Source organism: Nocardia barduliensis (genome assembly GCF_013315795.1).
In the GTDB taxonomy this organism is placed as follows: domain Bacteria; phylum Actinomycetota; class Actinomycetes; order Mycobacteriales; family Mycobacteriaceae; genus Nocardia; species Nocardia barduliensis.
Genome location: NZ_JABLTE010000010.1, coordinates 15,607 through 35,027 on the forward strand (window position 1 = coordinate 15,607; position 19,421 = coordinate 35,027).

The window sequence follows — 19,421 nt, forward strand, 5'->3', positions numbered from 1 at the left end:
CATTGGGCACCAGAATCAACCAGACGGGTCGCCACCGCCTGGGTATGGCGGGGCGAGTGCACTGCATTCAGATCCCTGCTGTCGCGGCGGCGCTCGCGGAGCACCGCCGCTCTTGGTTCACCGCGTTCATCAGTCCCGCGCGGCACAGTTTCGCTGCCATGCGGAACCGTCCGGCCGCACCCGCGGTCCGGTGGGTACCTGCTACCGCAAGCTGAACCCGAGTTCGAAGTGGCCCAGCCTCTCGCCAAGGCTGGGCCACTGTTCTGCGTGCCCCGGCCCGGATTCGTTGCGCCGCAAGTCGATCGGTTCGGTGCACGAGCCAATGGGATAGTTCCGCCGCTCTCGGTCGGCGCGAAATGTAAGTACAGATGCAAGAACAGTCACCCCGAGCGCGCCAGGCGGAACCGCGCTTCTCCCGTGTAGGCCCTTCGGTGGTGCGAAATTCCTCGCTCGGACTTCGGTCACCGAACCCGGTGATGGCGCTCGCCCTCGCCACCCGCAGGAATGCGTACCCGCGTTCTTCGATAATTCCGGCCTTTCCGCAGCGGGCTGTCGCGGCGGGCGACGAGGACCGACACGCGCGTTGATCCCGGCAGAATCCGCGAGATAGCGGACGACGGACCAGTGCCGAACGAACCCATTCCGCGAATGGACCGGAAACAAGTGACGGTGATGGCGACGGTATGCGCGGAATCGAGATAGCGCGTGCATTCACGCCGCCGGACATTGCCGTCTTTCGGCGTGGCGTATCACTGGCAATCTTCCGCTCGGCCGTCCGGCAGGTCTACGAGACAGAGGTCAGCACCGCGAAATCCGAGCACGACCGCGGCCGCGGAGCCGAGGCTCGGCCGGCGGTTTCGACACCGCGTGGATCAGAGGCCGAGTGAACGGACGAGATCGCGCATCTCGGCGCGGAAAAGCTTCGCCGGGTCCTGAGATTGCGGGCGCAGATGGCCGTACACCTCGAGCGCGATCAGTCCGTGCATCCGGCCCCACATGCGCAGGGCGAGGGCGAGCGCATCCGGAGGCAGATCGGGGAAGTCGGACCGCACATGCCCGGCCAACCCCGCGTCGAAATCCGACCACGCGCAGTCACCGGTGGTCTGTGTAGCCGCGGCGCGCGGCCACGCTGCGGCCGCGAGACCGACCAGACCGGTACAGGCGCGTAATTCGGCCGCCGCGGCAGGTCCACCCGGTGGCGGCTGATAGCCGGGCACCGGGTCGCCGTAGATGAGCCGGAATTCGGCGGGCCGTTCGACCGCCCACTCGCGCACGGCCCCGGCCCACGCCACGATGCGCCCGGCGGGATCGTCCACCGCGTCGCGTGCCGCCTCGAGCCGGTCGACCAAGGCGGTGTAGACGTCCGAGATGAGCGTGGAGATCAATTCGTCGCGGGTGGCGTAGTAGCCGTAGATCGCGCCCGCCGTCATCCCCATCTCGCGCGCGATGGCGCGTAGGGAGATCGCGTCCGGGCCGCCCTCGGCGAGCAACCGCATGGCGATTGTCTTGATGTCCTCCAGCGCCTGCGCACGCAGGCGCTCTCGGCGACTCCTGACGATCTCGGCCACGGTTGACACTCTACAGCGTTTGACTACTATCCCACGTGTTGTTACTGAACGCCGTGTAGTAAATGAACACCGCATAGGAGTAGTCGTGGACATCGGAGTTTTCGGAGCGACCGGCGTCATCGGGTCGCGGGTCGTCGCCGAAGCACTGCGGCGGAGCCACCGGGTCACCGCCTTCACGCGCGACGCGGGGCGTTTTCCCGCCGAACGCGGCGAGGAGAGCTGGGCGGTCGCCGACTGGCTGGATACCGACAGCATCGCTCGGGCCATCACCGGTCTCGACGTCGTCGTGAGTGCGGTGAACGCCGGGCACGGCATCGCCGACACCATCGCCAAGGCGGACGATTTCGTAGCGGGTGCGCGGGCGATGGTCGCCGCGCTCGACCGGCAGCCGCGAGTCCGGCTGATCGCGGTGGGCGGGGCGGGCAGTCTGGAGGTAGCACCCGGCGTGCAACTGCTGGACACCGGGGACGAGTTCACTCGCACCCTCACCGAAGTGCTCGAGGTCCCGACGGAGTACGCCCGGGTGGTGCGCGCCTTACGCGACGCCTTGGACATCTATCGGCTGTCCAACCGCTATTGGACCTACCTGAGCCCGTCCTCGGGGCGGATCAACCCGGGCGAGCGCACCGGTCGCTTCCGGATCGGCGGCGATCAGCTGCTGGTCGGCGGTGCGGACATCTCCGCCGAGGACGTGGCGGTCGCCCTGCTCGACGAAGCCGAACAGCCCCGCTTCGTCCAGCGCCGCTTCACCGTCGGGTACTGAGCGCCCCCCGGGAGTGCCGCACGCGCCGTTTCTGTCGGACCCCTCCGGCACAATACGAAGTGTCGGACGTCGATCTGGTTGCCACACAAAGTAATCCGCAACCCGACAGATAGGGGTCACCATGCCCGACGTTCAAGCTTCGACGCCCGACCAGGTCGCCGAGACCCACGAAGACCTCGTGGCCTTGGCGGCGGAGATCGAGCGGCACCGAGCTCTGCTGCGTCCTGCCGCGGAGGACTATCGGCGGCGCGTGGCCGAGCGGGTCGAGCACTTGGACCCGTCGGACCAGGAGCCGTGGCTGCGACAGGCGGAGCAGTTCATCGCGTCGCTGATGATCGACCCCATCCGGCACAGCGCGCTGGACCTGGACGCCTACCGGGCCATCCGGGACGGCGTACCCGTGCGGTACGACGCCGGACGCCGCAGCTATGTCGTGAATCGTCCGGACGGGGACCCGCTGGCGATCCGCCCCGGTTTGCCGGAGCATCGGCTGGGCGTCATCGCCCGGCTGGCCCAGCTCGAGTTGCGGCTCGAGCAAATCCAGGTCGTCGCGCTCACCACAGCCCAGATGGTGGCGCCACACGAGGCGGCACGGCGGCCCGCGAAAACGCCACAGGTCACGCACGGCACCACGAAACCCTCGCGACGCGAGACCGTCTGAGGGCTCTTCGAAACGACTGTGCCCCAACCGGATTCCGGTTGGGGCACAGTCGTGCTAGCTATTGCCGATCAGGCGTTGCCGGACAGCTTCTCGCGCAGAGCCGCCAGCTGCGCGTCGCTGGCCAGCGAACCGCCAGCGGGCTCGGCCTGGCTGGCGGAGGACTGCGCACCGCTCTCGGAGGAGTAGTTCGACGCGCCGCCGCCGTTCGCGGCCTCGGCCGCGGCGTCGGCCGCCATCTTCTCCATCTGCGCGGTGTGCATCTTGTGGCGACGCTCCGCCTCGGCGTAGCGGCCTTCCCACTCTTCGCGCTGCTTGTCGAAGCCCTCGAGCCACTCGTTGGTGTCGGGATCGAAGCCCTCGGGGAAGATGTAGTTGCCCTGCTCGTCGTAGCTGTCGGCCATGCCGTACTTCGACGGGTCGAACTCGGCGTGGTAGTCCTCGTTGGCCTGCTTGAGGCTCAGCGAGATCCGGCGACGCTCCAGGTCGATGTCGATGACCTTGACCATCGCGTCGTCGCCGACGGTCACGACCTGGTCCGGCACCTCGACGTGGCGCTCGGCCAGCTCGGAGATGTGCACCAGGCCCTCGATGCCCTCCTCGACGCGAACGAACGCGCCGAACGGAACCAGCTTGGTGACCTTGCCCGGCACGATCTGGCCGATCGCGTGGGTGCGGGCGAACTGACGCCACGGGTCTTCCTGGGTCGCCTTGAGCGACAGCGAGACGCGCTCGCGGTCCAGGTCGACGTCGAGCACCTCGACGGTGACCTCGTTGCCGACCTCGACGACCTCGGACGGGTGGTCGATGTGCTTCCAGGACAGCTCGGAGACGTGCACCAGACCGTCCACGCCGCCCAGGTCGACGAACGCGCCGAAGTTGACGATCGAGGAGACCACACCCTTGCGGACCTGGCCCTTCTGCAGCTGGTGCAGGAACTCGCTGCGGACCTCGGACTGGGTCTGCTCCAGCCAGGCGCGGCGCGACAGCACCACGTTGTTGCGGTTCTTGTCCAGCTCGATGATCTTGGCCTCGATCTCCTTGCCGACGTACGGCTGGAGATCGCGGACCCGCCGCATCTCGACGAGCGAGGCGGGCAGGAAGCCGCGCAGGCCGATGTCGAGGATCAGGCCGCCCTTGACGACCTCGATGACGGTGCCCTTGACGGCCTCGTCCTTCTCCTTGAGCTCCTCGATGGTGCCCCACGCACGCTCGTACTGCGCCCGCTTCTTCGACAGGATCAGGCGGCCTTCCTTGTCCTCCTTGGTGAGAACAAGAGCCTCGACCTCATCGCCCACGGAAACGACCTCGTTGGGGTCGACGTCGTGCTTGATGGAGAGCTCACGAGAGGGGATGACGCCTTCGGTCTTGTAACCGATGTCGAGCAGGACCTCGTCGCGATCGACCTTGACGATGGTTCCTTCGACGATGTCGCCGTCGTTGAAGTACTTGATCGTGGCGTCGATGGCGGCGAGGAAATCCTCGGCGGAGCCGATGTCGTTGACGGCTACCTGCGGCGAGGTGACGGTGGTGGGCATATGTCGGTTTGCTCCGGACGGATTGTGGTCGGTTGCGGACATTGGAACTTTCGGTACGCTGCGATCTCACCGCGAGGTGTGAAGACGGACACTAGGAACGTACCGCACGCGACGCGCGTGAAACGCAGCACGGTGTGAACTCCGGTACGGCTGTACGGAAGACACTCGCGCGTTCAGCGTACGCGACCTCGGTCCGGGCGGGCAAACCGGTCAGGTCGCCACGCCGATAGTCTGATCGGCGTGTCGGAAGATCGCCATGCGCAAGCAAACGCACTGCTCGGAACCACGGGCACGGCGCGGACCCGGATCGGATCGGCGGCCAGCAGGGTGGCCAGCCGGCGGTGGTGGGACGCCGATGCCGCCCAATACCACGAGACGCACGCGGAGTTCCTCGGCGTCGACTCCCCCGGCGGCGAGTTCGTCTGGTGCCCGGAGGGTCTGCACGAAGGGGACATGCGATTCCTCGGCGACGTCACCGGCAAGCGGGTGCTGGAGATCGGCTGCGGCTCGGCCCCGTGCTCGCGCTGGCTGGCCGGGCAGGGCGCGCGGCCGGTCGGGCTCGACCTGTCGCGCGGCATGCTGGAGCGGGGCCAGGCGGTCATGGCGCGCGGTGGGCCGCGGGTGCCGCTGGTGCAGGCGGACGCGGAGGCCCTCCCGTTCCCCGACGCGTCGTTCGATCTGGCCTGCTCGGCGTTCGGCGCGGTGCCGTTCGTCGCCGATTCGGCGCTGGTGATGCGCGAGGTGGCGCGGGTGCTGCGCCCGGGCGGGCGCTGGGTCTTCTCGGTGAACCATCCGATGCGCTGGATCTTCCCGGACGATCCCAGTCCGGCGGGGCTCACCGCCACCGTCCCGTACTTCGACCGCACCCCTTACGTCGAGGTCGACGCCGACAACGTGCCCACCTACGTCGAGCACCACCGGACCATCGGCGACCGGGTACGGGAGATCGTCGCGGCGGGACTGCTGGTGGCGGACATCGTGGAACCGGAATGGCCGGAATGGCTCGACCGCGAATGGGGGCAGTGGAGCCCGCTGCGCGGTGAGCTGTTCCCCGGCACGGCGATCTTCGTCACGAGGAAGCCTTGAGCGTGAGGCGATAGTCGTCGACCAGCTCGAGCAGCGAGACCTCATGGGTGACCAGCAACATCTGCGCCCGCGGTTGGTCGGTGAGTTCGTGCAAGCCGTCGCGGAACGCCTCCGCCGCCGACGCCGTGTCGAAGTCCAGCTCCACCAGCACCCGATTCGGGTTGTGCGTGAATCGTTCCACCCGGCAGTTGCGGGCTCCGGCCTCCGCGAAGTATTGCGCGAGACCGTCGAACGTCGGCTTCCACGCGTTGTAGTCGCGCACGATGTTGTCGATGTGCACTGTCGTGGTCATCATTGCCCCTTTCGGTGCGGACTCGATCGGACGGTCGCTGACCACTTGCCAGTCTTCGCGCCCTCGGGCCGGGGCACCATCTCTGATCGGTATCGAGGTCGCGTCACTGCGACTTCGGTTTGCGCCCGGCCTGCTCCAGCGCCAGGCGCAGCGCGTACTCGATCTGGGCGTTGACACTGCGCAGGTCGTCGGCCGCCCACTTCGCGATGGCGTCGTGGACGGCCGGGTCCAGGCGTAGCAGCAGTTTCTTGCGCTCAGCCACGGGCCGCCGCCTCAGGAGTAGAGCGAACCGGCGTTGACGACGGGCTGGGTCGGACGGTCACCGCAGAGCACGACGAGCAGGTTGGACACCATGGCCGCCTTGCGCTCCTCGTCCAGCTCCACCATGCCCTCCTGGGCCAGCCGCTCCAGCGCGAGGCCGACCATGCCGACCGCGCCCTCCACGATCCGGGTGCGCGCGGCGACCACCTGGTTCGCCTGCTGGCGAACCAGCATGGCCTGGGCGATCTCGGGCGCGTAGGCGAGGTGGGTGATGCGCGCCTCCAGCACCTCGATGCCCGCCATCTCGGTGCGCTCACGCAGTTCGACGGTCAGCTCCTCGGCGACCTCCGCGCCGTCGCGCAGGCTGGTGCGGTCGGCCTCGTGCGCGTCGTAGGGGTGCGTCGTGGCCAGATGACGGACGGCCGCCTCGGACTGGGTCTCCACGTACTCCTCGTAGTCGTCCACGGCGAAGGCGGCCTTGAAGCTGTCCACCACCCGGTAGACGACCACCGCGGCGATCTCCACCGGATTGCCGTCGGCGTCGTTGACCTTGAGCTTCTGCGTCTCGAAGTTGCGCACGCGCAGCGAGATGCTCTTGCGATCGGTGAGCGGGAGCACAGAGAAGAAGCCCGGTTCGCTCACCGAGCCGATGTAGCGGCCGAAGAACTGCACCACCTTGGCCTCGTTCGGGTTTACCACGGTCAACCCGGTCGCCAGCAACAGCAGGACGACGACCACGACGATCGCCGCCACCGCGCCGACCACCGCGAGGGTGTTGCCGTGCCGGGCGCCCGCGACGAAGCCGAATGCCGCGCCGCCACCGAACAGGACAGTGAGCACGAACCACCCCAGCAGCACCAGAAAGCCGTTGACGCGGAACGCAGGTCGAAACTGCATGACATCCTCCCAATATCAGAGTGATATCACGAAGATAGCATGGCGCCGTCGCGTCACGCCACGGCGCGGTCACCCGGCGTCCGGTCGGATATTGCGGTTGAAGCGGAACAGGTTGCGCGGGTCGTGCTGTGCCTTGAGTGCGGCCAACCGGGTGTAGGTGTCCGGCCGATAACCCGCGCGGGTCTGCGCCTCGTCCGCTTCCGCACCCGCGCCGTAGAGGAAGTTGAGACTGTGCCCGAGGGTCCACGGGCTCAGTGCGGCCCGAATATCGGCGCGGGCCGAGGCGCCTTCCGGACCGGTGATGATCCGCACGAGGTAATCGGCCTCGCGGTGATCCACCGCGATACCGGCCGCGCCCGCGCGGGCCAGCGCGCCGCCGAGATGACGGACGTCGACGACCGCCTCGGCGCCGGAATCCGGACCCGCGGCGGCCAGCAGTGCCGCCGCCGTTTCCGCGGTGAACTCGCCGAGCAGCGCGTTGGTGGCGGCATAGGCATGCGGATGGTCCGGGTCGCTGTGGATGGTGTGCGACTCGGTGTACGGCAGCGCGCGCAGATCGTCGCGCAGTCGTTCGCCGATCGCGCGCAGCGGGGCGACCAGCCGTTCCCCTTCCTCGGCCGGACCGCTGTAGGCGATCCGGATCGACGCGACGTACCGGCCGCGCAGCGGCTCGGGCAGCTGCGGGATATCCGGGTACGCGAGCATGGCGAGCGTCGATGTCACTTCCTCCGGCACGGTCGCGGTCCACTCTCGCCACGCCTCCAGCGCCCGCTCCACCAGCGGCGTGTCGAACACCAGCTGGCCGCCGTACACCGTGGCGACCGGGACCAGGCCCACTTCCATTGCGGTCACGACACCGAAATTGCCGCCGGTGCCGAGCACTGCACCGAACAGCTCGTCGCCCGGCGTCAGCGTGCGCACCCGCCCGTCGGCGGTGACCAGCTCGATCGCCCGCACGTGCTCGGCCGCGTACCCGAACCGGCGGGCGAGCAGCCCCACGCCGCCGCCGAGCAGATAGCCCACGATGCCGACCGACGGCGACGAACCGTTCAGCGGCGCCAGCCCGTGCTCGGCCGCCGCTTCGACCAGCGCGCCCGCGCGCACACCCGCGCCGACGTGCGCGGTCCGGCGATCCGGATCGATCCGGATGGCCGTCATGCGCCGCGTGCCGATCAGCACGCCGCCGTCCGTGGCGACGGACAGTCCGTGGCCGGTGGCCTGCACGGCGACCGGCAGATCGTGGCGCGCGGCGTACTCCACGGCGGCGCGCACGTCCTCGGTGTGCACGGCGCCGACGATCAGCGCGGGCCGATGCGTGTAGGCGGTTTGGAAGCCGGCGATCTCGGCGTCGTAGCCGTTGTCGCCGGGGCGGAAGACCGGGCCGGTGAAGATGTCGATGTCCTGGTCGGTCGGTGCGGCGTTTTTTCCCATGCCTTCGACCTTGCTGTGCCTACAGGAAGAAGTAAAACAGATAGTTCTTCTGATAGCTAGAATGATCGCTTATGGAACTGCGGCAGCTGCGCTACTTCGTCACCGTCGCGCGGGAAGCGAGCTTCACCCGCGCGGCGGCTCGGCTGCACTTGGCCCAACCCGGGCTCAGCGCGCAGATCCGGCAATTGGAGCGCGAACTCGGCCACCCGCTGCTCGACCGCGGCGGCCGCACCGTGACGCTCACCGAAGTCGGCGCCGCCGTCCTGCCGCTGGCGCAGGCCGCGCTGGCCGCCGCCGAGCGGATCACCCACACGGTCGACGAGTTCGCCGGATTGCTGCGGGGTCAGGTACGGGTCGGTCTCATCTCGGGGGCCGCGGTCGAGGAATTCGACGTCGCCGCCGTGCTCGCCGATTTCCACCACGACCACCCGCAGGTCGGCATCAGTCTCACCGAGGACACTTCCGAGCGGATGCTGGCGGCGCTCGGCCGGGGTGAGCTGGATATGGCCCTGATCGGGATGACCGGCGCGCCACTCGATCCCGGCATCGGCATCGAAGTGGTGCTGGAGACCGCTGTGGTGGCCGCGGTCGCGGCGGGCGACTCCGGAGACGACGCCGAGATGCCGCTCACCGCGCTGCGCGACCGGCCGCTGATCTGCCTGCCGCCGGGCACCGGCATCCGCGGCGTCTTCGAGCGCGCCTGCGCCGCGGCGGGATTCCGACCCGGCGTCGCCTACGAGGCGGCAGCGCCCGCGCTACTGCTGCGCCTGGCCGCACGCGGTCTCGGCGTCGCCGTCGTGCCCGAGCTCACCGCCGAGGAGTCGGCCGCCTTCGGCGTGCGGACGATGCGCATCGTCGAACCGGAACTGCGCGGACGCCTCGCGCTGGTCTGGCGCACCGACCGGCCCGCGAGCCCGGCGGCCAAAGTGCTGCTCGGTCAGCTGCGCATCGCCCTGCGCGCCGACGAATGATCCGACCGGGCCGCCGGGGTGGCTCCCGCACACCACGTCGGCTGGGCTCGTGGCCCAGAAAATTCCGAGCGGAAATCAGAGCAGTCGCGAGAGGAACGCCTTGGTGCGCTCGTGCCGCGGATCGGCCAGCAGCTCGCGGGGCGGTCCCGCCTCCACGACGACGCCGCCGTCCATGAACACCAGCTGGTCGGCGACCTCGCGCGCGAACCCCATCTCATGGGTCACCACGACCATCGTCATACCCGACCGCGCGAGCTCTCGCATGACCGTGAGGACCTCGCCGACCAGCTCAGGATCCAGCGCGGAAGTCGGCTCGTCGAACAGCATGAGCTTGGGGTCCATCGCCAGGGCGCGGGCGATCGCCACGCGCTGCTGCTGACCGCCGGACAGCTGCGCCGGGTAGGCGTTCGCCTTGTCCGCCAGACCGACCCGGTCCAGCAGTTCCCGCGCCCTGGTCAGGGCGTCCGCCTTGCGCAGTTTCTTGACCTGGGTGGGCGCCTCGATGACATTCTCCAGCGCGGTCCGGTGCGGGAACAGATTGAAGTGCTGGAAAACCATGCCGATCTCGCGACGCTGCTTGGCCGCCTCGCGCGGGTGCATCTCGTAGAGCTTGCCGTTCTTCTCCCGGTAGCCGACGATCTCGCCGTCGACGTAGAGCCGGCCCGCGTTCACCTGCTCCAGGTGGTTGATGCAGCGCAGGAAGGTGGACTTGCCCGAGCCCGACGGCCCGATCAAGCACAGCACCTCGCCGCGCCCCACCTCCAGTGAAACGCCCTTGAGCACTTGCAGCGCGCCGAAGTTCTTGCAGACCCGGTCCGCGACGACCATCGCAGCGGTGGTGGCCTTCTCGACGTCCACGCTCATTTCGCCTTCTCCCCCTGCTGGGCGTCGGCGAGTTCCTGCAGCTGCTTGGCGGTCAGGCTGCGGGAGACGCCGCGCGAGTAGTAGCGCTCCAAGTAGTACTGCCCGACCATGAGCACGCTCGTGATCGCCAGGTACCAGGTGGCGGCGACCAGCAGCAGCGGAATCGGCTGGAAGTTCACGCCGTAGATGTCGCGCGCCCGGCCGAACAGGTCGGTGCTCAGCGGGATGCCGGTGACCAGCGAGGTGGTCTTCAGCATGCCGATGAGCTCGTTGCCGGTCGGCGGGATGATCACGCGCATGGCCTGCGGCAGCACCGTCCGGCGCATGGTCTGGCTCCAGGACATGCCGAGCGCGAACGACGCTTCGCGCTGTCCCTCGCCGACGGAGTTGATCCCGGCCCGGACGATCTCGGCCATGTAGGCGGCCTCGTTGAGCCCGAGGCCGAGCACGGCGAAGGCGAACGCCGCCTGCAACTGCTGCACGTCGAGCTGGAAGAACTGCGGCCCGAACGGAACGCCCAGGTGGATCTGGCTGTACAGCGAGGGGACCAGCCCCCAGAACACCAATTGCACGAACACCGGGGTGCCGCGGAAGATCCAGAGGTACACCCACGCCGTGCTCCGCAACACCGGATTCGGCGACAGCCGCATGACGGCCAGCATCGTCCCGAGCCCGACCGCGATCGCCATCGCGCACACGGTCAGTTCCAGCGTCACGATGGCGCCCGCGGTGATCCGGCTGTCGAACAGGTATTTCCCGTAGGTGTCCCAGCGATAGGCCGGGTTCGTCGCGGCGCCGTAGACGAACAGCGCCACCAGCCCGAGGATGACCGCCGCCGCTATCCAGCGTCCTGGCCTGCGCAGCGGAACCGCTTCGATCGGCTCCGGCTCCCGCGCCGGGTCCGCTCCGCCGGACCCGGGATCACCGGGCGCCGGCCGAGTGTCGTCGTCGGCCATCGATCAGCTCACGGCGCCGTTGACGACGGACTTGGTGATGGCGCCTTCCTGGACGCCCCAGTTCTTCGTGATCTCGAGGTACTTGCCGTTGTCGATCAGGTGCTGGACCGCCTTCTGCAACACGGCGGCCAGCGGCGCGCCCTTGGGCACCGCCCAGCCGTAGGGCGCGGAGTCGAACACCGGCCCAGCGGTCTCGATCTTGCCGTTGCTCTGCTTGATGGCGTACGCCGTCACCGGGGAGTCGGCCGACATGGCGTCGACCTGGCCGAGCACCAGCGCGTTGGTCGCGGCGCTCTGCTCGTCGAACGGTTTGATGTCGATGGCCGGTTTGCCCTCGGCGACGCACTTGGCGCTCTTGGCGGGCACCTCGTCGGTGTGCTCCACGGTGGTGGCCTGCACGGCGACCTTCTTGCCGCAGGCGTTCTCCGGGTCGATCGGCTTGCCCTTCTGCTGCGCCCATTGGATACCGGCGTTGAAGTAGGTGGTGAAGTCGACCTGCTGCTCGCGTTCCTTGGAGTCGGTGATCGATGACATGCCCACGTCGTAGGTACCGGCCTGGATCGAGGGGATGATCTTCTCGAAGGCGGACTCGACGTACTCGGCCTTCACGCCGAGCACCGAGGCCACCGCGTCCATCAGGTCCACGTCGAAGCCGACGATCCGGCCGGTGGCGTCCTTGTACTCGTTCGGCTGATAGGGGACGTTCACGCCGACGACGAGCTTGCCGGATTGCTTGATCTTGTCGGGGAGTTGCGCTGCGATCTCATCGACCTTGTCCACCTGCACTTTGGCCGCCGAAGGGCCGGTTTCCTCGGTGTTGGTGGCACAGCCGGTCAGCACCAGCGCGCCCGCGGCGAGCGCGCCCATGGCGGCTCGCACGGCGCGCCTGCCGAGAAACGAACGATCAGACACAGCAGTCCTCCACATTTTGGATCCACGCAACCCGGGCGTCATCACCCGTTTGGCAATTTAAGCGACCGGGACGCTGCGCGCTGGACAGTAATGCAACAGCAACACGAACTTCCCCGCGCTCCCGCGCCGCCGTGTGCCGGTACACCGGCGCAACACCCTACCTGCCCGCTTCTCGATCTTCCGACCGGGCCGAGCAACCCCGCGAGGTCGGAGACGGGCCTCGCCCCGAGCCCGCGCGCACCCGGTCAGGATCATCTGCGATGCACCCTGGCGCAAACCTGCTCGGTGAATTCGCTGGTCGAGGCCAGTCCGCCAAGATCGGCGGTGGCGATGCCCGCCTCGAAGGTCGCCGCGACAGCCCGTTCGATCCGCGCACCGGCCCGCGCCACGGTCGCGTCGGCGTCCCGGGCCGCCAGCCAGCGCAGCAGCATCGCCGACGACAGCAGCGACGCCGTCGGGTTCGCGCGGTTGTGGCCGGCGAGCGACGGCGCGGCGCCGTGCACCGCCTGGGCCATCGCCGTGGTGGCCGAGCAGTTGAGCGAGGCTGCCAGCCCGAGCGAGCCGCTCAGCTCCCCGGCCAGGTCGGACAGGATGTCGCCGAACAGATTCTCGGTGACCAGTACGTCGTAGTCGGCGGCGGCGCGGACCAGGTGCGCGGCCGCCGCGTCGACGTGTTCGTCGTCCACCTCGACCCCCGGGTACTCCTGGGCGACCTCCTGGCAGACGTCGCGGAACAGTCCCATGGTCATCGGCAGCACGTTCGCTTTATGGACGATGGTCACCCGCTTGCGGCGCGTCGCGGCCAGCCGGAACGCCTGATGCGCGATCCGCTCGCACGCGGCGCGGGTCACCAGGCCTACCGACAGCGCGATATCCGGCGTCGGCCGGAACTCCCCGGAGCCGGCGAACATATTGCGGTCGGCGTAGAAACCTTCGCTGTTCTCCCGGACGATCACCAGATCGATATCCGGCGCCACCGCGTGCACACCGGCGAAGGCCCGCGCGGGACGAATGTTGGCGTAGAGGTCGAAGCGCTTGCGGATGACTCCGCCCGGCGCGACGCGATGTTCGGCCGGATAGGACGCGTTGTCGTGCGGGCCGAGAATCCACGCGTCGACTCCGGCGAGTTCCTCGAGCGTCCGCTCGGGCAGCGGGGTGCCGAACTCGGCGATGGCACGATGCCCCATGGCCAGCGGCACCCACTCGACCGGCGCGGCGCCCGCCGCGGACAGCGCCTCGTCCACCACCTGCCGGGCCGCCCGCACCACCTCGGGACCTATGCCGTCGCCGTCGATCAGGCCGAGCCGCAGTGCCTGGTCGGACCGGATCTGGTTCGCGTCGTTCACCCGGACATCCTCCCGCCGACGTGCCCGGCCACCGGAACCGGCCCGCGGACCCGCCGTTTGCGGTTACCTTCGGGGATCATGGTGCAGTCGGTCGAACTACTTCTCGACGAGGCCGCCGACGTCGAGATCCGCCGCCAGTGGCAGCTGCTCGCGGAGGCCGGCGTGCCGAGCCTCGCCGCGCGCACCGACGAGTCCAACCGCCCGCACATCACCGCCGCGGTGGCCAGGCAGATCTGGCCGCGGATCGAGCAGGCACTGGACGAGCAGACCTTCTCGCCGATTCCCGTGCGGCTGGGCGGTCTGGTGGTCTTCGGTGCGCGCCGTCCCATCCTGGTGCGGCTGGTGGTCCCGTCCGAGGCGCTGCTCGCCCTGCACCACCGGATCTTCCACACGATCTCCCCGTGCCCCGGCGTTCCGGCCAACGTGCATCCGGATGCCTGGACCCCGCACATCACCCTGGCCAGGCGGGTGCCGCCGCAACAACTCGGCGAGGCGATTCACGCCGTCGCCAGGGACCGGGATTTTCCGGCGACCGTGCTGGGTATCCGTCGATGGGACGGGGATCAGCGGCGCGAGTGGCCGGTCGGCCGGGTCCGCCGTGGAAGATAACCGGAACAGCCCGCGTTATAGCAGGCACACCGAAACGAGAGGACGTCATGGCCACCCAGACGCTGACCCAGCACAATTTCGATGAGATCGTCACCGGAAACGACGTGGTACTCGTCGACTTCTGGGCCGATTGGTGCGGTCCGTGCAAGAGTTTCGCACCGACTTTCGAGGCCTCCTCCGACAAGCACCCCGACGTGGTGCACGGGAAGGTGGACACCGAATCCGAGCAGGGCCTGGCGGCGGCCGCCAACATCCGCTCCATCCCGACCATCATGGCTTTCCGGGAGGGCGTGCTGGTGTTCGCGCAGCCCGGCGCGCTGCCGCCCGCCGCGCTCGAGGATCTGGTGACCCAGGTCAAGGCGCTGGATATGGACGAGGTACGCAAGCAGCTCGCCGAGCAGCAGGCCGCCGGGCAGCCGGAACAGTAGGCGCGCCGATCGGGAACCGCTGCGCCGCAGCAGAATTCACCCGGGCCCGGACTCGGACACCGCCGCAGCGGCGGTCCGCGTCCGGGCCCGTGTTCCGATTCCGGCGCGGGTGCGTCCGGCCACGGGTCGGCGCACCGCCTCCCGCGGTCGGACGCCCGCGATCAGGACGCGCCGAGCAGGTTGACGCCCGCGATCATGGCGCGCACCGTCGATTCGGCGCTGTCATCCGCGATCGCCGCGCCCCAGCCGCGCCTGCCGTTGCATTCGCACCGCACGAACGTGGCGGTGCCGTCCGCGGTGCGCCGCTGATGGAACTGCAGGATCTCCACCGGGTAGCCCTCCTCGTAGAGAGCCGAGGTCATCGCCGCGACCGGGCTACCGGTGGCGACGACGGTCCGCAAATGGCCGGAGAATTCGAGCGTGGCGGTGAACTCCGCGGTGCGGCTGCCCGCGGGCGACCACTCGCCGAGGCGGATCGGACCGCCGTGCGCGCAGTAGCGGCTGTGGAACTGCGCCGAGGTCAGCCCGGCGGCTTCGGCACGGAGGCTCTTGGGAGCGGCGGCGTGGAACATGTCGGTATCAAGAGTCAGGATGGTCATTGAAAGTAGGTCTTCCCGGAGAATGTCGTGGCTCAGTTGACAGAGGGGACCAGCACTAACAAGTCAAATCAGCCCGCAGCGAGGGGGCCGGTCCGAATCAGACCCCGCTACGGCGGGGTACTACGAGAACTCGGGGACGCGGCGCCACCATCGCGGTGAGCGGAAGTAGCTCGGCGCGAACCTCGGGCTCGAAGGCGGTAGCCTGCGTCACCACGGAGGGCCCGGTGAGCGACGCCGAAAGCAGAGCGCTGTCGCGGTCTGCGACATGGAGCGCTGCACTGCGGCGGTCGGCGGGATTCGGCACGGCATCGAGAATAGGGACATCACGACGCAATAGCAACCACATCCGGTGCCCGATTTGTCTACTGGCGAGTACCATCCGCGCAGTTCAGGACGTTGCGAGCGGGACGAGGGTAGCGTCGGTGACATGGGTCTCCTCGTCGCCATGACCATCCCGGGTCTGGCGCTGCTGCTCATCCTGTTCGCCTTCGCCGAAGTGGTCTGGAACCGGCTCACCGGCAGCCGTGCACTGCCCTGGACCCGCAAGCGGCGCGGCCGCCCGGTCGCGGCCGCGGGCTTCGAAGAAGTCACCGCGGTTTTCCAGGGCGGCAAGCACCACGAGTTCGAGCAGCGGATGACGACGCTGATGCACCGCGAGAACCCGTCCGACGGCGCGCCGCCCCGCGACGAGGTGGATCTCACCGCCGGTTCGGCGCGCCTGGTGCACCGGCTTTCGTGAAGCGACCGCACCGCGCCGGTGCGGAATGCCTCTCGCGTCAGCGGGGAAGTACCTCGTTCAGCTTGCCGGTGGCGACGTCGAAGACGAAGCCGCGAACCGAGTCCTTGTGCGGCACGAACGGATTGGCGACGATGCGCGCGATCGACTGGCGCACATCGGTTTCCAGATCCGGGAACGCCTCGGCCGACCAGTCCGGCTTGATCCCGGTCTCCTCCTGGATGCTCGCCTTGAAGTCGTCGTCGGTGAAGGTGAGCATGCCGCAATCGGTGTGGTGGATCAGGATGATCTCCCTGGTCCCGAGCAACCGCTGACTGATGGCCAGCGAACGGATCTCGTCGGCGGTGACCACGCCACCCGCGTTCCGGATGACGTGCGCCTCGCCCTCGGCCAGGCCGAGCGCGCCGTAGACATTGAGCCGCGCGTCCATGCACGCGATCACGGCGACACCCTTCGCGGGCGGCAGCGGCAACGGGCCTCGGAAGGTACTCGCGTAGGCCGCGTTGTTCGCCAGGTACTCATCGGTGACAGTCATGGGCCATCCCCTGCGCTCGGTATGCGTGAATCCCTATGTGTGATCAGCCCCAAAGTAGGTGACCGCGCAGGACGAAACAGCGGTCCCGTTCACCGTGATTCGTTTACTTGCACGCGGCGGCCCGATGGTAGCTCTCCGGATGCCGGAGACCGGGCCCCTGCGGTCGGGCCCGGCATGTCCTCCTGGAGCGCCGGTCAGTGCGCGGCGGAGTCCCAGCTGCGGCCGACGCCGACGGAGACCTCCAGCGGCACCGACAGGGCGATCGCCGCGGACATCTGTTCGCGCGCCAGCGCCTCGAGCGCCTCCCGTTCCCCGTCGGCGACCTCGAACAGCAGTTCGTCGTGTATCTGCAACAGCATCCTGGAGCGCAAGCCCGCCTCGCGCATCGCCCGGTGCACGTTGATCATCGCCACCTTGATGATGTCGGCCGCGGTGCCCTGGATCGGGGCGTTGAGCGCCATCCGCTCGGCCGATTCCCGGCGCTGCCGGTTGCTGGAATCCAGATCGGGCAGGTAGCGGCGGCGGCCGAACAGCGTCTGGGTGTAGCCGACCTTGCGCGCCTGCTCCACCACCTCGTACAGATAGTCGCGGATGCGGCCGAAGCGGGCGAAGTAGACCTCCATCTGCTCCTTCGCCTCGGTGGTGCTGATCTTCAGCTGCGCCGACAGGCCGTAGGAGCTCAGCCCGTAGGCCAAGCCGTAGGACATCGCCTTGATCCGGCGGCGCAGCTCCGGGCTCACCTCCGAGATCGGGATGTCGAACGCTTTCGACGCCACGAAGCTGTGCAGGTCCTCCCCGGAGTTGAACGCCTCGATCAGGCCCTCGTCCCCGGACAGATGCGCCATGATCCGCATCTCGATCTGGCTGTAGTCCGCGGTCATCAGCGACTGGTAACCGGGACCGACCACGAAGGTGTCGCGAATCTGCCTGCCGGTGTCGGTGCGGATCGGGATGTTCTGCAGGTTCGGTTCGGTCGAGGACAACCGCCCGGTCGCCGCGATCGTCTGGTTGAACGTGGTGTGGATGCGGCCGTCCTCGGCGACACACTTGAGCAGGCCGTCGACGGTGACCTTCAGGCGGGTGGCGTCGCGGTGGGCGAGCAGATGTTCCAGGAACGCGTGCTGGGTCTTCTCGTACAGCGACTCCAGCGCGTCCGCGTCGGTGGTGTAACCGGTCTTGGTGCGCTTGGTCTTCGGCATGTCCAGCTCGTCGAACAGCACCACCTGCAACTGTTTCGGCGAGCCCAGGTTGATCTGCTTGCCGATCACGTCGTAGGCCGCCTCGGCCGCCTCGGCGACCCGGTCGGCGAACTGGCGCTGCAGCATCGACAGCTGGTCGGTGTCCACCGCGATGCCCGCCTGCTCGAGCGTGGACAGCACGCCGAGCAGCGGCAGCTCCATGTCCGCCAGCAGCGGGGTGGACTCGATCTGAGCCAGTTCCCCGTCGAGCGCGTCGGCCAGGTCGGCGACGGCCCGCGCGCGCAGCATCTGCGCCCGCGCCAGCTCGGCGTCGACGGCGTCCTCCTCGTCGAGCAGCGACAGCTGCGCGGTATCGCCGGTCTCGGCGCGCAACTCCCGGTGCAGGTAGCGCAGCGAGAGGTCGTCGAGGTTGAAGGTGCGCTGGCCGGGACGCACCAGATACGCGGCCAGCGCGGTGTCGCTGGTCAGTCCGCCGAGCGTCCAGCCGCGGCCGCGCAGCGCGTGCACGGCGGCCTTGGCCTCGTGCAGCGCCTTCGGCACGGCCGGGTCGGCGAGCCAGGCGCCCAGCGCGGTCTCGTCCTCCGGGGTGAGCACCGTGACATCGATGTAGCCGCTCTCGCCGTCGCCCGCCGCGATCGCCAGCGCGCGCACGTCCCCACCGGCAGGCGATCCCGTGCCGAGAATCGAGACACCGTGCCGCACACCGGCTTTCGCGTGCTCGGCCAGCCAGGACGCGACCGCGCCGATCTCCAGCGCGCCGCCGCTGATCTCGAAACCCGCCTCCGCCTCCGGCTCCGGCGGCGCCAGCGTCTCGAACAGCCGGTCGCGCAGCACGCGGAACTCGAGATCGTCGAACAGCTGGTGGATCTTGGTTCGGTCCCACGGCCCCTGCGCCAGCTGGTCGGGGGTGTACGGCAGCGGCACCTCCCGCATCAGCTCGGTGAGCTGCCGGTTGAGCACCACGCTGCTCAGATTCGCCCGCAGCGCGTCGCCGACCTTGCCCTTCACCTGATCGACCTTCTCGACCAGCGTGTTCAGGTCACCGTATTCCCGGATCCACTTGGCGGCGGTCTTCTCCCCGACGCCGGGGATACCGGGAAGGTTGTCGCTCGGATCGCCGCGCAGCGCCGCGTAGTCCGGGTATTGGCTCGGTGTGAGGCCGTACTTGGCCATCACTTCCTCGGGGTCGAACCGGGTCAGGTCGGAGACGCCCTTGCGCGGGTACAGCACGGTGACGTTCTCGTCGACCAGCTGGATGGCATCGCGGTCACCCGTGACGATGAGCACCCGGAAACCCGCGGCCGTGGCCTGGGTGGTGAGCGTGGCGATGATGTCGTCGGCTTCGAAGCCCTCGATCGCCATCACCGGGATGCCGAGCGCGCCGAGCACGTCCTTGGTGAGCTCCACCTGCCCGCGGAACTCGTCCGGCGTGGTGGTGCGGTTGGCCTTGTACTCCGGATACGCCTCGGCGCGGAAGGTCTGGCGCGACACGTCGAACGCCGCGGCCACGTGCGTCGGCTTCTCGTCGCGCAGCAGGTTGATCAGCATCGCGGTGAAGCCGTAGACGGCGTTGGTGGTCTGCCCGGTGACCGTCTTGAAGTTCTCCGCCGGTAGCGCGAAGAACGCGCGGTAGGCGATCGAATGCCCGTCCAGCAACAGCAGCGTCGGCCGGTCTCCCGAGCCGGGATCGCTGGAGCCGGACGCGGGGGCGGGACGCGGAGCGGTCGTGGGTGAACTCACGCACCAGAGTCTAGGGACCGGCACCGACAAGG

The 19,421-nt window shown here is 68.7% G+C and carries 20 protein-coding genes; 7 read left to right on the top strand and 13 right to left on the bottom strand.

Annotated features, from left to right (window positions below; translation table 11 throughout):
- Positions 1-872: 872 nt before the first annotated feature.
- The gene (locus HOV91_RS06815) at positions 873-1,568 is read right to left on the bottom strand and encodes a TetR/AcrR family transcriptional regulator (protein WP_217439796.1); all 696 of its coding nucleotides are present in this window, start codon (positions 1,566-1,568) and stop codon (positions 873-875) included.
- Between the two features lie 85 nt (positions 1,569-1,653).
- Here HOV91_RS06815 and HOV91_RS06820 point away from each other — a divergent pair, with 85 nt between their 5' ends.
- Both HOV91_RS06820 and HOV91_RS06825 read left to right on the top strand, forming a co-directional pair.
- Positions 1,654-2,331 carry an NAD(P)-dependent oxidoreductase gene (locus HOV91_RS06820; protein WP_174184595.1) on the top strand — a complete coding sequence of 226 codons (678 nt, stop codon included), beginning with the start codon at positions 1,654-1,656 and terminating at the stop codon, positions 2,329-2,331.
- Between the two features lie 121 nt (positions 2,332-2,452).
- Entirely contained in the window at positions 2,453-2,992 is a 540-nt protein-coding gene (locus tag HOV91_RS06825) for a hypothetical protein (RefSeq protein WP_174184596.1), read from the top strand.
- Positions 2,993-3,060: 68 nt separating this feature from the next.
- Here HOV91_RS06825 and rpsA read toward each other — a convergent pair whose 3' ends face one another.
- On the bottom strand, positions 3,061-4,527 hold the full coding sequence (gene rpsA / locus HOV91_RS06830) for a 30S ribosomal protein S1 (protein WP_043723371.1): 1,467 nt from the start codon (positions 4,525-4,527) through the stop codon (positions 3,061-3,063).
- A gap of 240 nt (positions 4,528-4,767) precedes the next feature.
- Between rpsA and HOV91_RS06835 the strand changes: the two genes are divergently transcribed.
- Positions 4,768-5,613, top strand: coding sequence for a class I SAM-dependent methyltransferase (locus HOV91_RS06835; protein ID WP_174184597.1), 846 nt, complete (start codon positions 4,768-4,770; stop codon positions 5,611-5,613).
- Here the strand turns inward: HOV91_RS06835 and HOV91_RS06840 are convergent.
- From HOV91_RS06840 to HOV91_RS06855, 4 genes are all read right to left on the bottom strand, one after another.
- Positions 5,597-5,905, bottom strand: a complete 309-nt coding sequence (locus HOV91_RS06840) for a hypothetical protein (RefSeq protein WP_174184598.1) — start codon at positions 5,903-5,905, stop codon at positions 5,597-5,599. The genes HOV91_RS06835 and HOV91_RS06840 overlap by 17 nt on opposite strands.
- 103 nt (positions 5,906-6,008) lie before the next feature.
- A complete protein-coding gene (locus tag HOV91_RS06845) occupies positions 6,009-6,167 on the bottom strand; it encodes a type II toxin-antitoxin system antitoxin (RefSeq protein WP_169334500.1) in 159 nt (52 codons plus the stop codon).
- An 11-nt stretch (positions 6,168-6,178) separates the two neighbouring features.
- Positions 6,179-7,063 (bottom strand): SPFH domain-containing protein, encoded by an 885-nt coding sequence (locus tag HOV91_RS06850; protein ID WP_174184599.1) that lies wholly within the window; start codon positions 7,061-7,063, stop codon positions 6,179-6,181.
- Positions 7,064-7,132: 69 nt separating this feature from the next.
- The gene (locus HOV91_RS06855) at positions 7,133-8,494 is read right to left on the bottom strand and encodes an FAD-binding oxidoreductase (RefSeq protein ID WP_174184600.1); all 1,362 of its coding nucleotides are present in this window, start codon (positions 8,492-8,494) and stop codon (positions 7,133-7,135) included.
- A gap of 71 nt (positions 8,495-8,565) precedes the next feature.
- Here HOV91_RS06855 and HOV91_RS06860 point away from each other — a divergent pair, with 71 nt between their 5' ends.
- A complete protein-coding gene (locus tag HOV91_RS06860; protein WP_174184601.1) occupies positions 8,566-9,465 on the top strand; it encodes a LysR family transcriptional regulator in 900 nt (299 codons plus the stop codon).
- Positions 9,466-9,540: 75 nt separating this feature from the next.
- Here the strand turns inward: HOV91_RS06860 and HOV91_RS06865 are convergent, their stop codons facing one another.
- The 4 genes from HOV91_RS06865 to HOV91_RS06880 all read right to left on the bottom strand — a co-directional run bounded on the left by HOV91_RS06865 (position 9,541) and on the right by HOV91_RS06880 (position 13,543).
- Entirely contained in the window at positions 9,541-10,293 is a 753-nt protein-coding gene (locus tag HOV91_RS06865) for an amino acid ABC transporter ATP-binding protein (RefSeq protein ID WP_174184698.1), read from the bottom strand.
- Between the two features lie 32 nt (positions 10,294-10,325).
- The gene (locus tag HOV91_RS06870; RefSeq protein ID WP_174184602.1) at positions 10,326-11,285 is read right to left on the bottom strand and encodes an amino acid ABC transporter permease; all 960 of its coding nucleotides are present in this window, start codon (positions 11,283-11,285) and stop codon (positions 10,326-10,328) included.
- 3 nt (positions 11,286-11,288) lie between these two features.
- Complete coding sequence (locus tag HOV91_RS06875) at positions 11,289-12,152, bottom strand: ABC transporter substrate-binding protein (protein WP_246349896.1); 864 nt, start codon at positions 12,150-12,152, stop codon at positions 11,289-11,291.
- Between the two features lie 296 nt (positions 12,153-12,448).
- Positions 12,449-13,543, bottom strand: a complete 1,095-nt coding sequence (locus HOV91_RS06880; protein ID WP_174184604.1) for an isocitrate/isopropylmalate dehydrogenase family protein — start codon at positions 13,541-13,543, stop codon at positions 12,449-12,451.
- Between the two features lie 78 nt (positions 13,544-13,621).
- On the opposite strand from HOV91_RS06880, the gene HOV91_RS06885 reads away from it, so the two are divergent.
- Positions 13,622-14,152 (top strand): 2'-5' RNA ligase family protein, encoded by a 531-nt coding sequence (locus tag HOV91_RS06885; RefSeq protein WP_174184605.1) that lies wholly within the window; start codon positions 13,622-13,624, stop codon positions 14,150-14,152.
- A 47-nt stretch (positions 14,153-14,199) separates the two neighbouring features.
- Positions 14,200-14,580, top strand: coding sequence for a thioredoxin (gene trxA, locus HOV91_RS06890; RefSeq protein WP_043723327.1), 381 nt, complete (start codon positions 14,200-14,202; stop codon positions 14,578-14,580).
- Between the two features lie 161 nt (positions 14,581-14,741).
- Here trxA and HOV91_RS06895 read toward each other — a convergent pair whose 3' ends face one another.
- Positions 14,742-15,179 carry a 2-isopropylmalate synthase gene (locus tag HOV91_RS06895; protein WP_174184606.1) on the bottom strand — a complete coding sequence of 146 codons (438 nt, stop codon included), beginning with the start codon at positions 15,177-15,179 and terminating at the stop codon, positions 14,742-14,744.
- Positions 15,180-15,606: 427 nt separating this feature from the next.
- Here HOV91_RS06895 and HOV91_RS06900 point away from each other — a divergent pair, with 427 nt between their 5' ends.
- On the top strand, positions 15,607-15,918 hold the full coding sequence (locus HOV91_RS06900; protein ID WP_174184607.1) for a DUF6191 domain-containing protein: 312 nt from the start codon (positions 15,607-15,609) through the stop codon (positions 15,916-15,918).
- A 37-nt stretch (positions 15,919-15,955) separates the two neighbouring features.
- Here the strand turns inward: HOV91_RS06900 and HOV91_RS06905 are convergent, their stop codons facing one another.
- Positions 15,956-16,450, bottom strand: coding sequence for a beta-class carbonic anhydrase (locus HOV91_RS06905; protein WP_174184608.1), 495 nt, complete (start codon positions 16,448-16,450; stop codon positions 15,956-15,958).
- Positions 16,451-16,644: 194 nt separating this feature from the next.
- Positions 16,645-19,389: a DNA polymerase I gene (gene polA, locus HOV91_RS06910; RefSeq protein ID WP_174184609.1), complete on the bottom strand. Its 2,745-nt coding sequence runs from the start codon at positions 19,387-19,389 to the stop codon at positions 16,645-16,647.
- Between the last annotated feature and the right edge of the window lie 32 nt (positions 19,390-19,421).

Excerpts from the sequence above, each read along its gene's own strand:
- HOV91_RS06825 (WP_174184596.1), top strand. The coding sequence starts at position 2,453 with ATGCCCGACGTTCAAGCTTCGACGCCCGACCAGGTCGCCGAGACCCAC.
- rpsA (WP_043723371.1), bottom strand. The coding sequence starts at position 4,527 with ATGCCCACCACCGTCACCTCGCCGCAGGTAGCCGTCAACGACATCGGC.
- HOV91_RS06840 (WP_174184598.1), bottom strand. The coding sequence starts at position 5,905 with ATGACCACGACAGTGCACATCGACAACATCGTGCGCGACTACAACGCG.
- HOV91_RS06850 (WP_174184599.1), bottom strand. The coding sequence starts at position 7,063 with ATGCAGTTTCGACCTGCGTTCCGCGTCAACGGCTTTCTGGTGCTGCTG.
- HOV91_RS06855 (WP_174184600.1), bottom strand. The coding sequence starts at position 8,494 with ATGGGAAAAAACGCCGCACCGACCGACCAGGACATCGACATCTTCACC.
- HOV91_RS06860 (WP_174184601.1), top strand. The coding sequence starts at position 8,566 with ATGGAACTGCGGCAGCTGCGCTACTTCGTCACCGTCGCGCGGGAAGCG.
- HOV91_RS06865 (WP_174184698.1), bottom strand. The coding sequence starts at position 10,293 with ATGGTCGTCGCGGACCGGGTCTGCAAGAACTTCGGCGCGCTGCAAGTG.
- HOV91_RS06870 (WP_174184602.1), bottom strand. The coding sequence starts at position 11,285 with ATGGCCGACGACGACACTCGGCCGGCGCCCGGTGATCCCGGGTCCGGC.
- HOV91_RS06875 (WP_246349896.1), bottom strand. The coding sequence starts at position 12,152 with ATGGGCGCGCTCGCCGCGGGCGCGCTGGTGCTGACCGGCTGTGCCACC.
- HOV91_RS06885 (WP_174184605.1), top strand. The coding sequence starts at position 13,622 with ATGGTGCAGTCGGTCGAACTACTTCTCGACGAGGCCGCCGACGTCGAG.
- trxA (WP_043723327.1), top strand. The coding sequence starts at position 14,200 with ATGGCCACCCAGACGCTGACCCAGCACAATTTCGATGAGATCGTCACC.
- HOV91_RS06895 (WP_174184606.1), bottom strand. The coding sequence starts at position 15,179 with ATGACCATCCTGACTCTTGATACCGACATGTTCCACGCCGCCGCTCCC.
- HOV91_RS06900 (WP_174184607.1), top strand. The coding sequence starts at position 15,607 with ATGGGTCTCCTCGTCGCCATGACCATCCCGGGTCTGGCGCTGCTGCTC.
- HOV91_RS06905 (WP_174184608.1), bottom strand. The coding sequence starts at position 16,450 with ATGACTGTCACCGATGAGTACCTGGCGAACAACGCGGCCTACGCGAGT.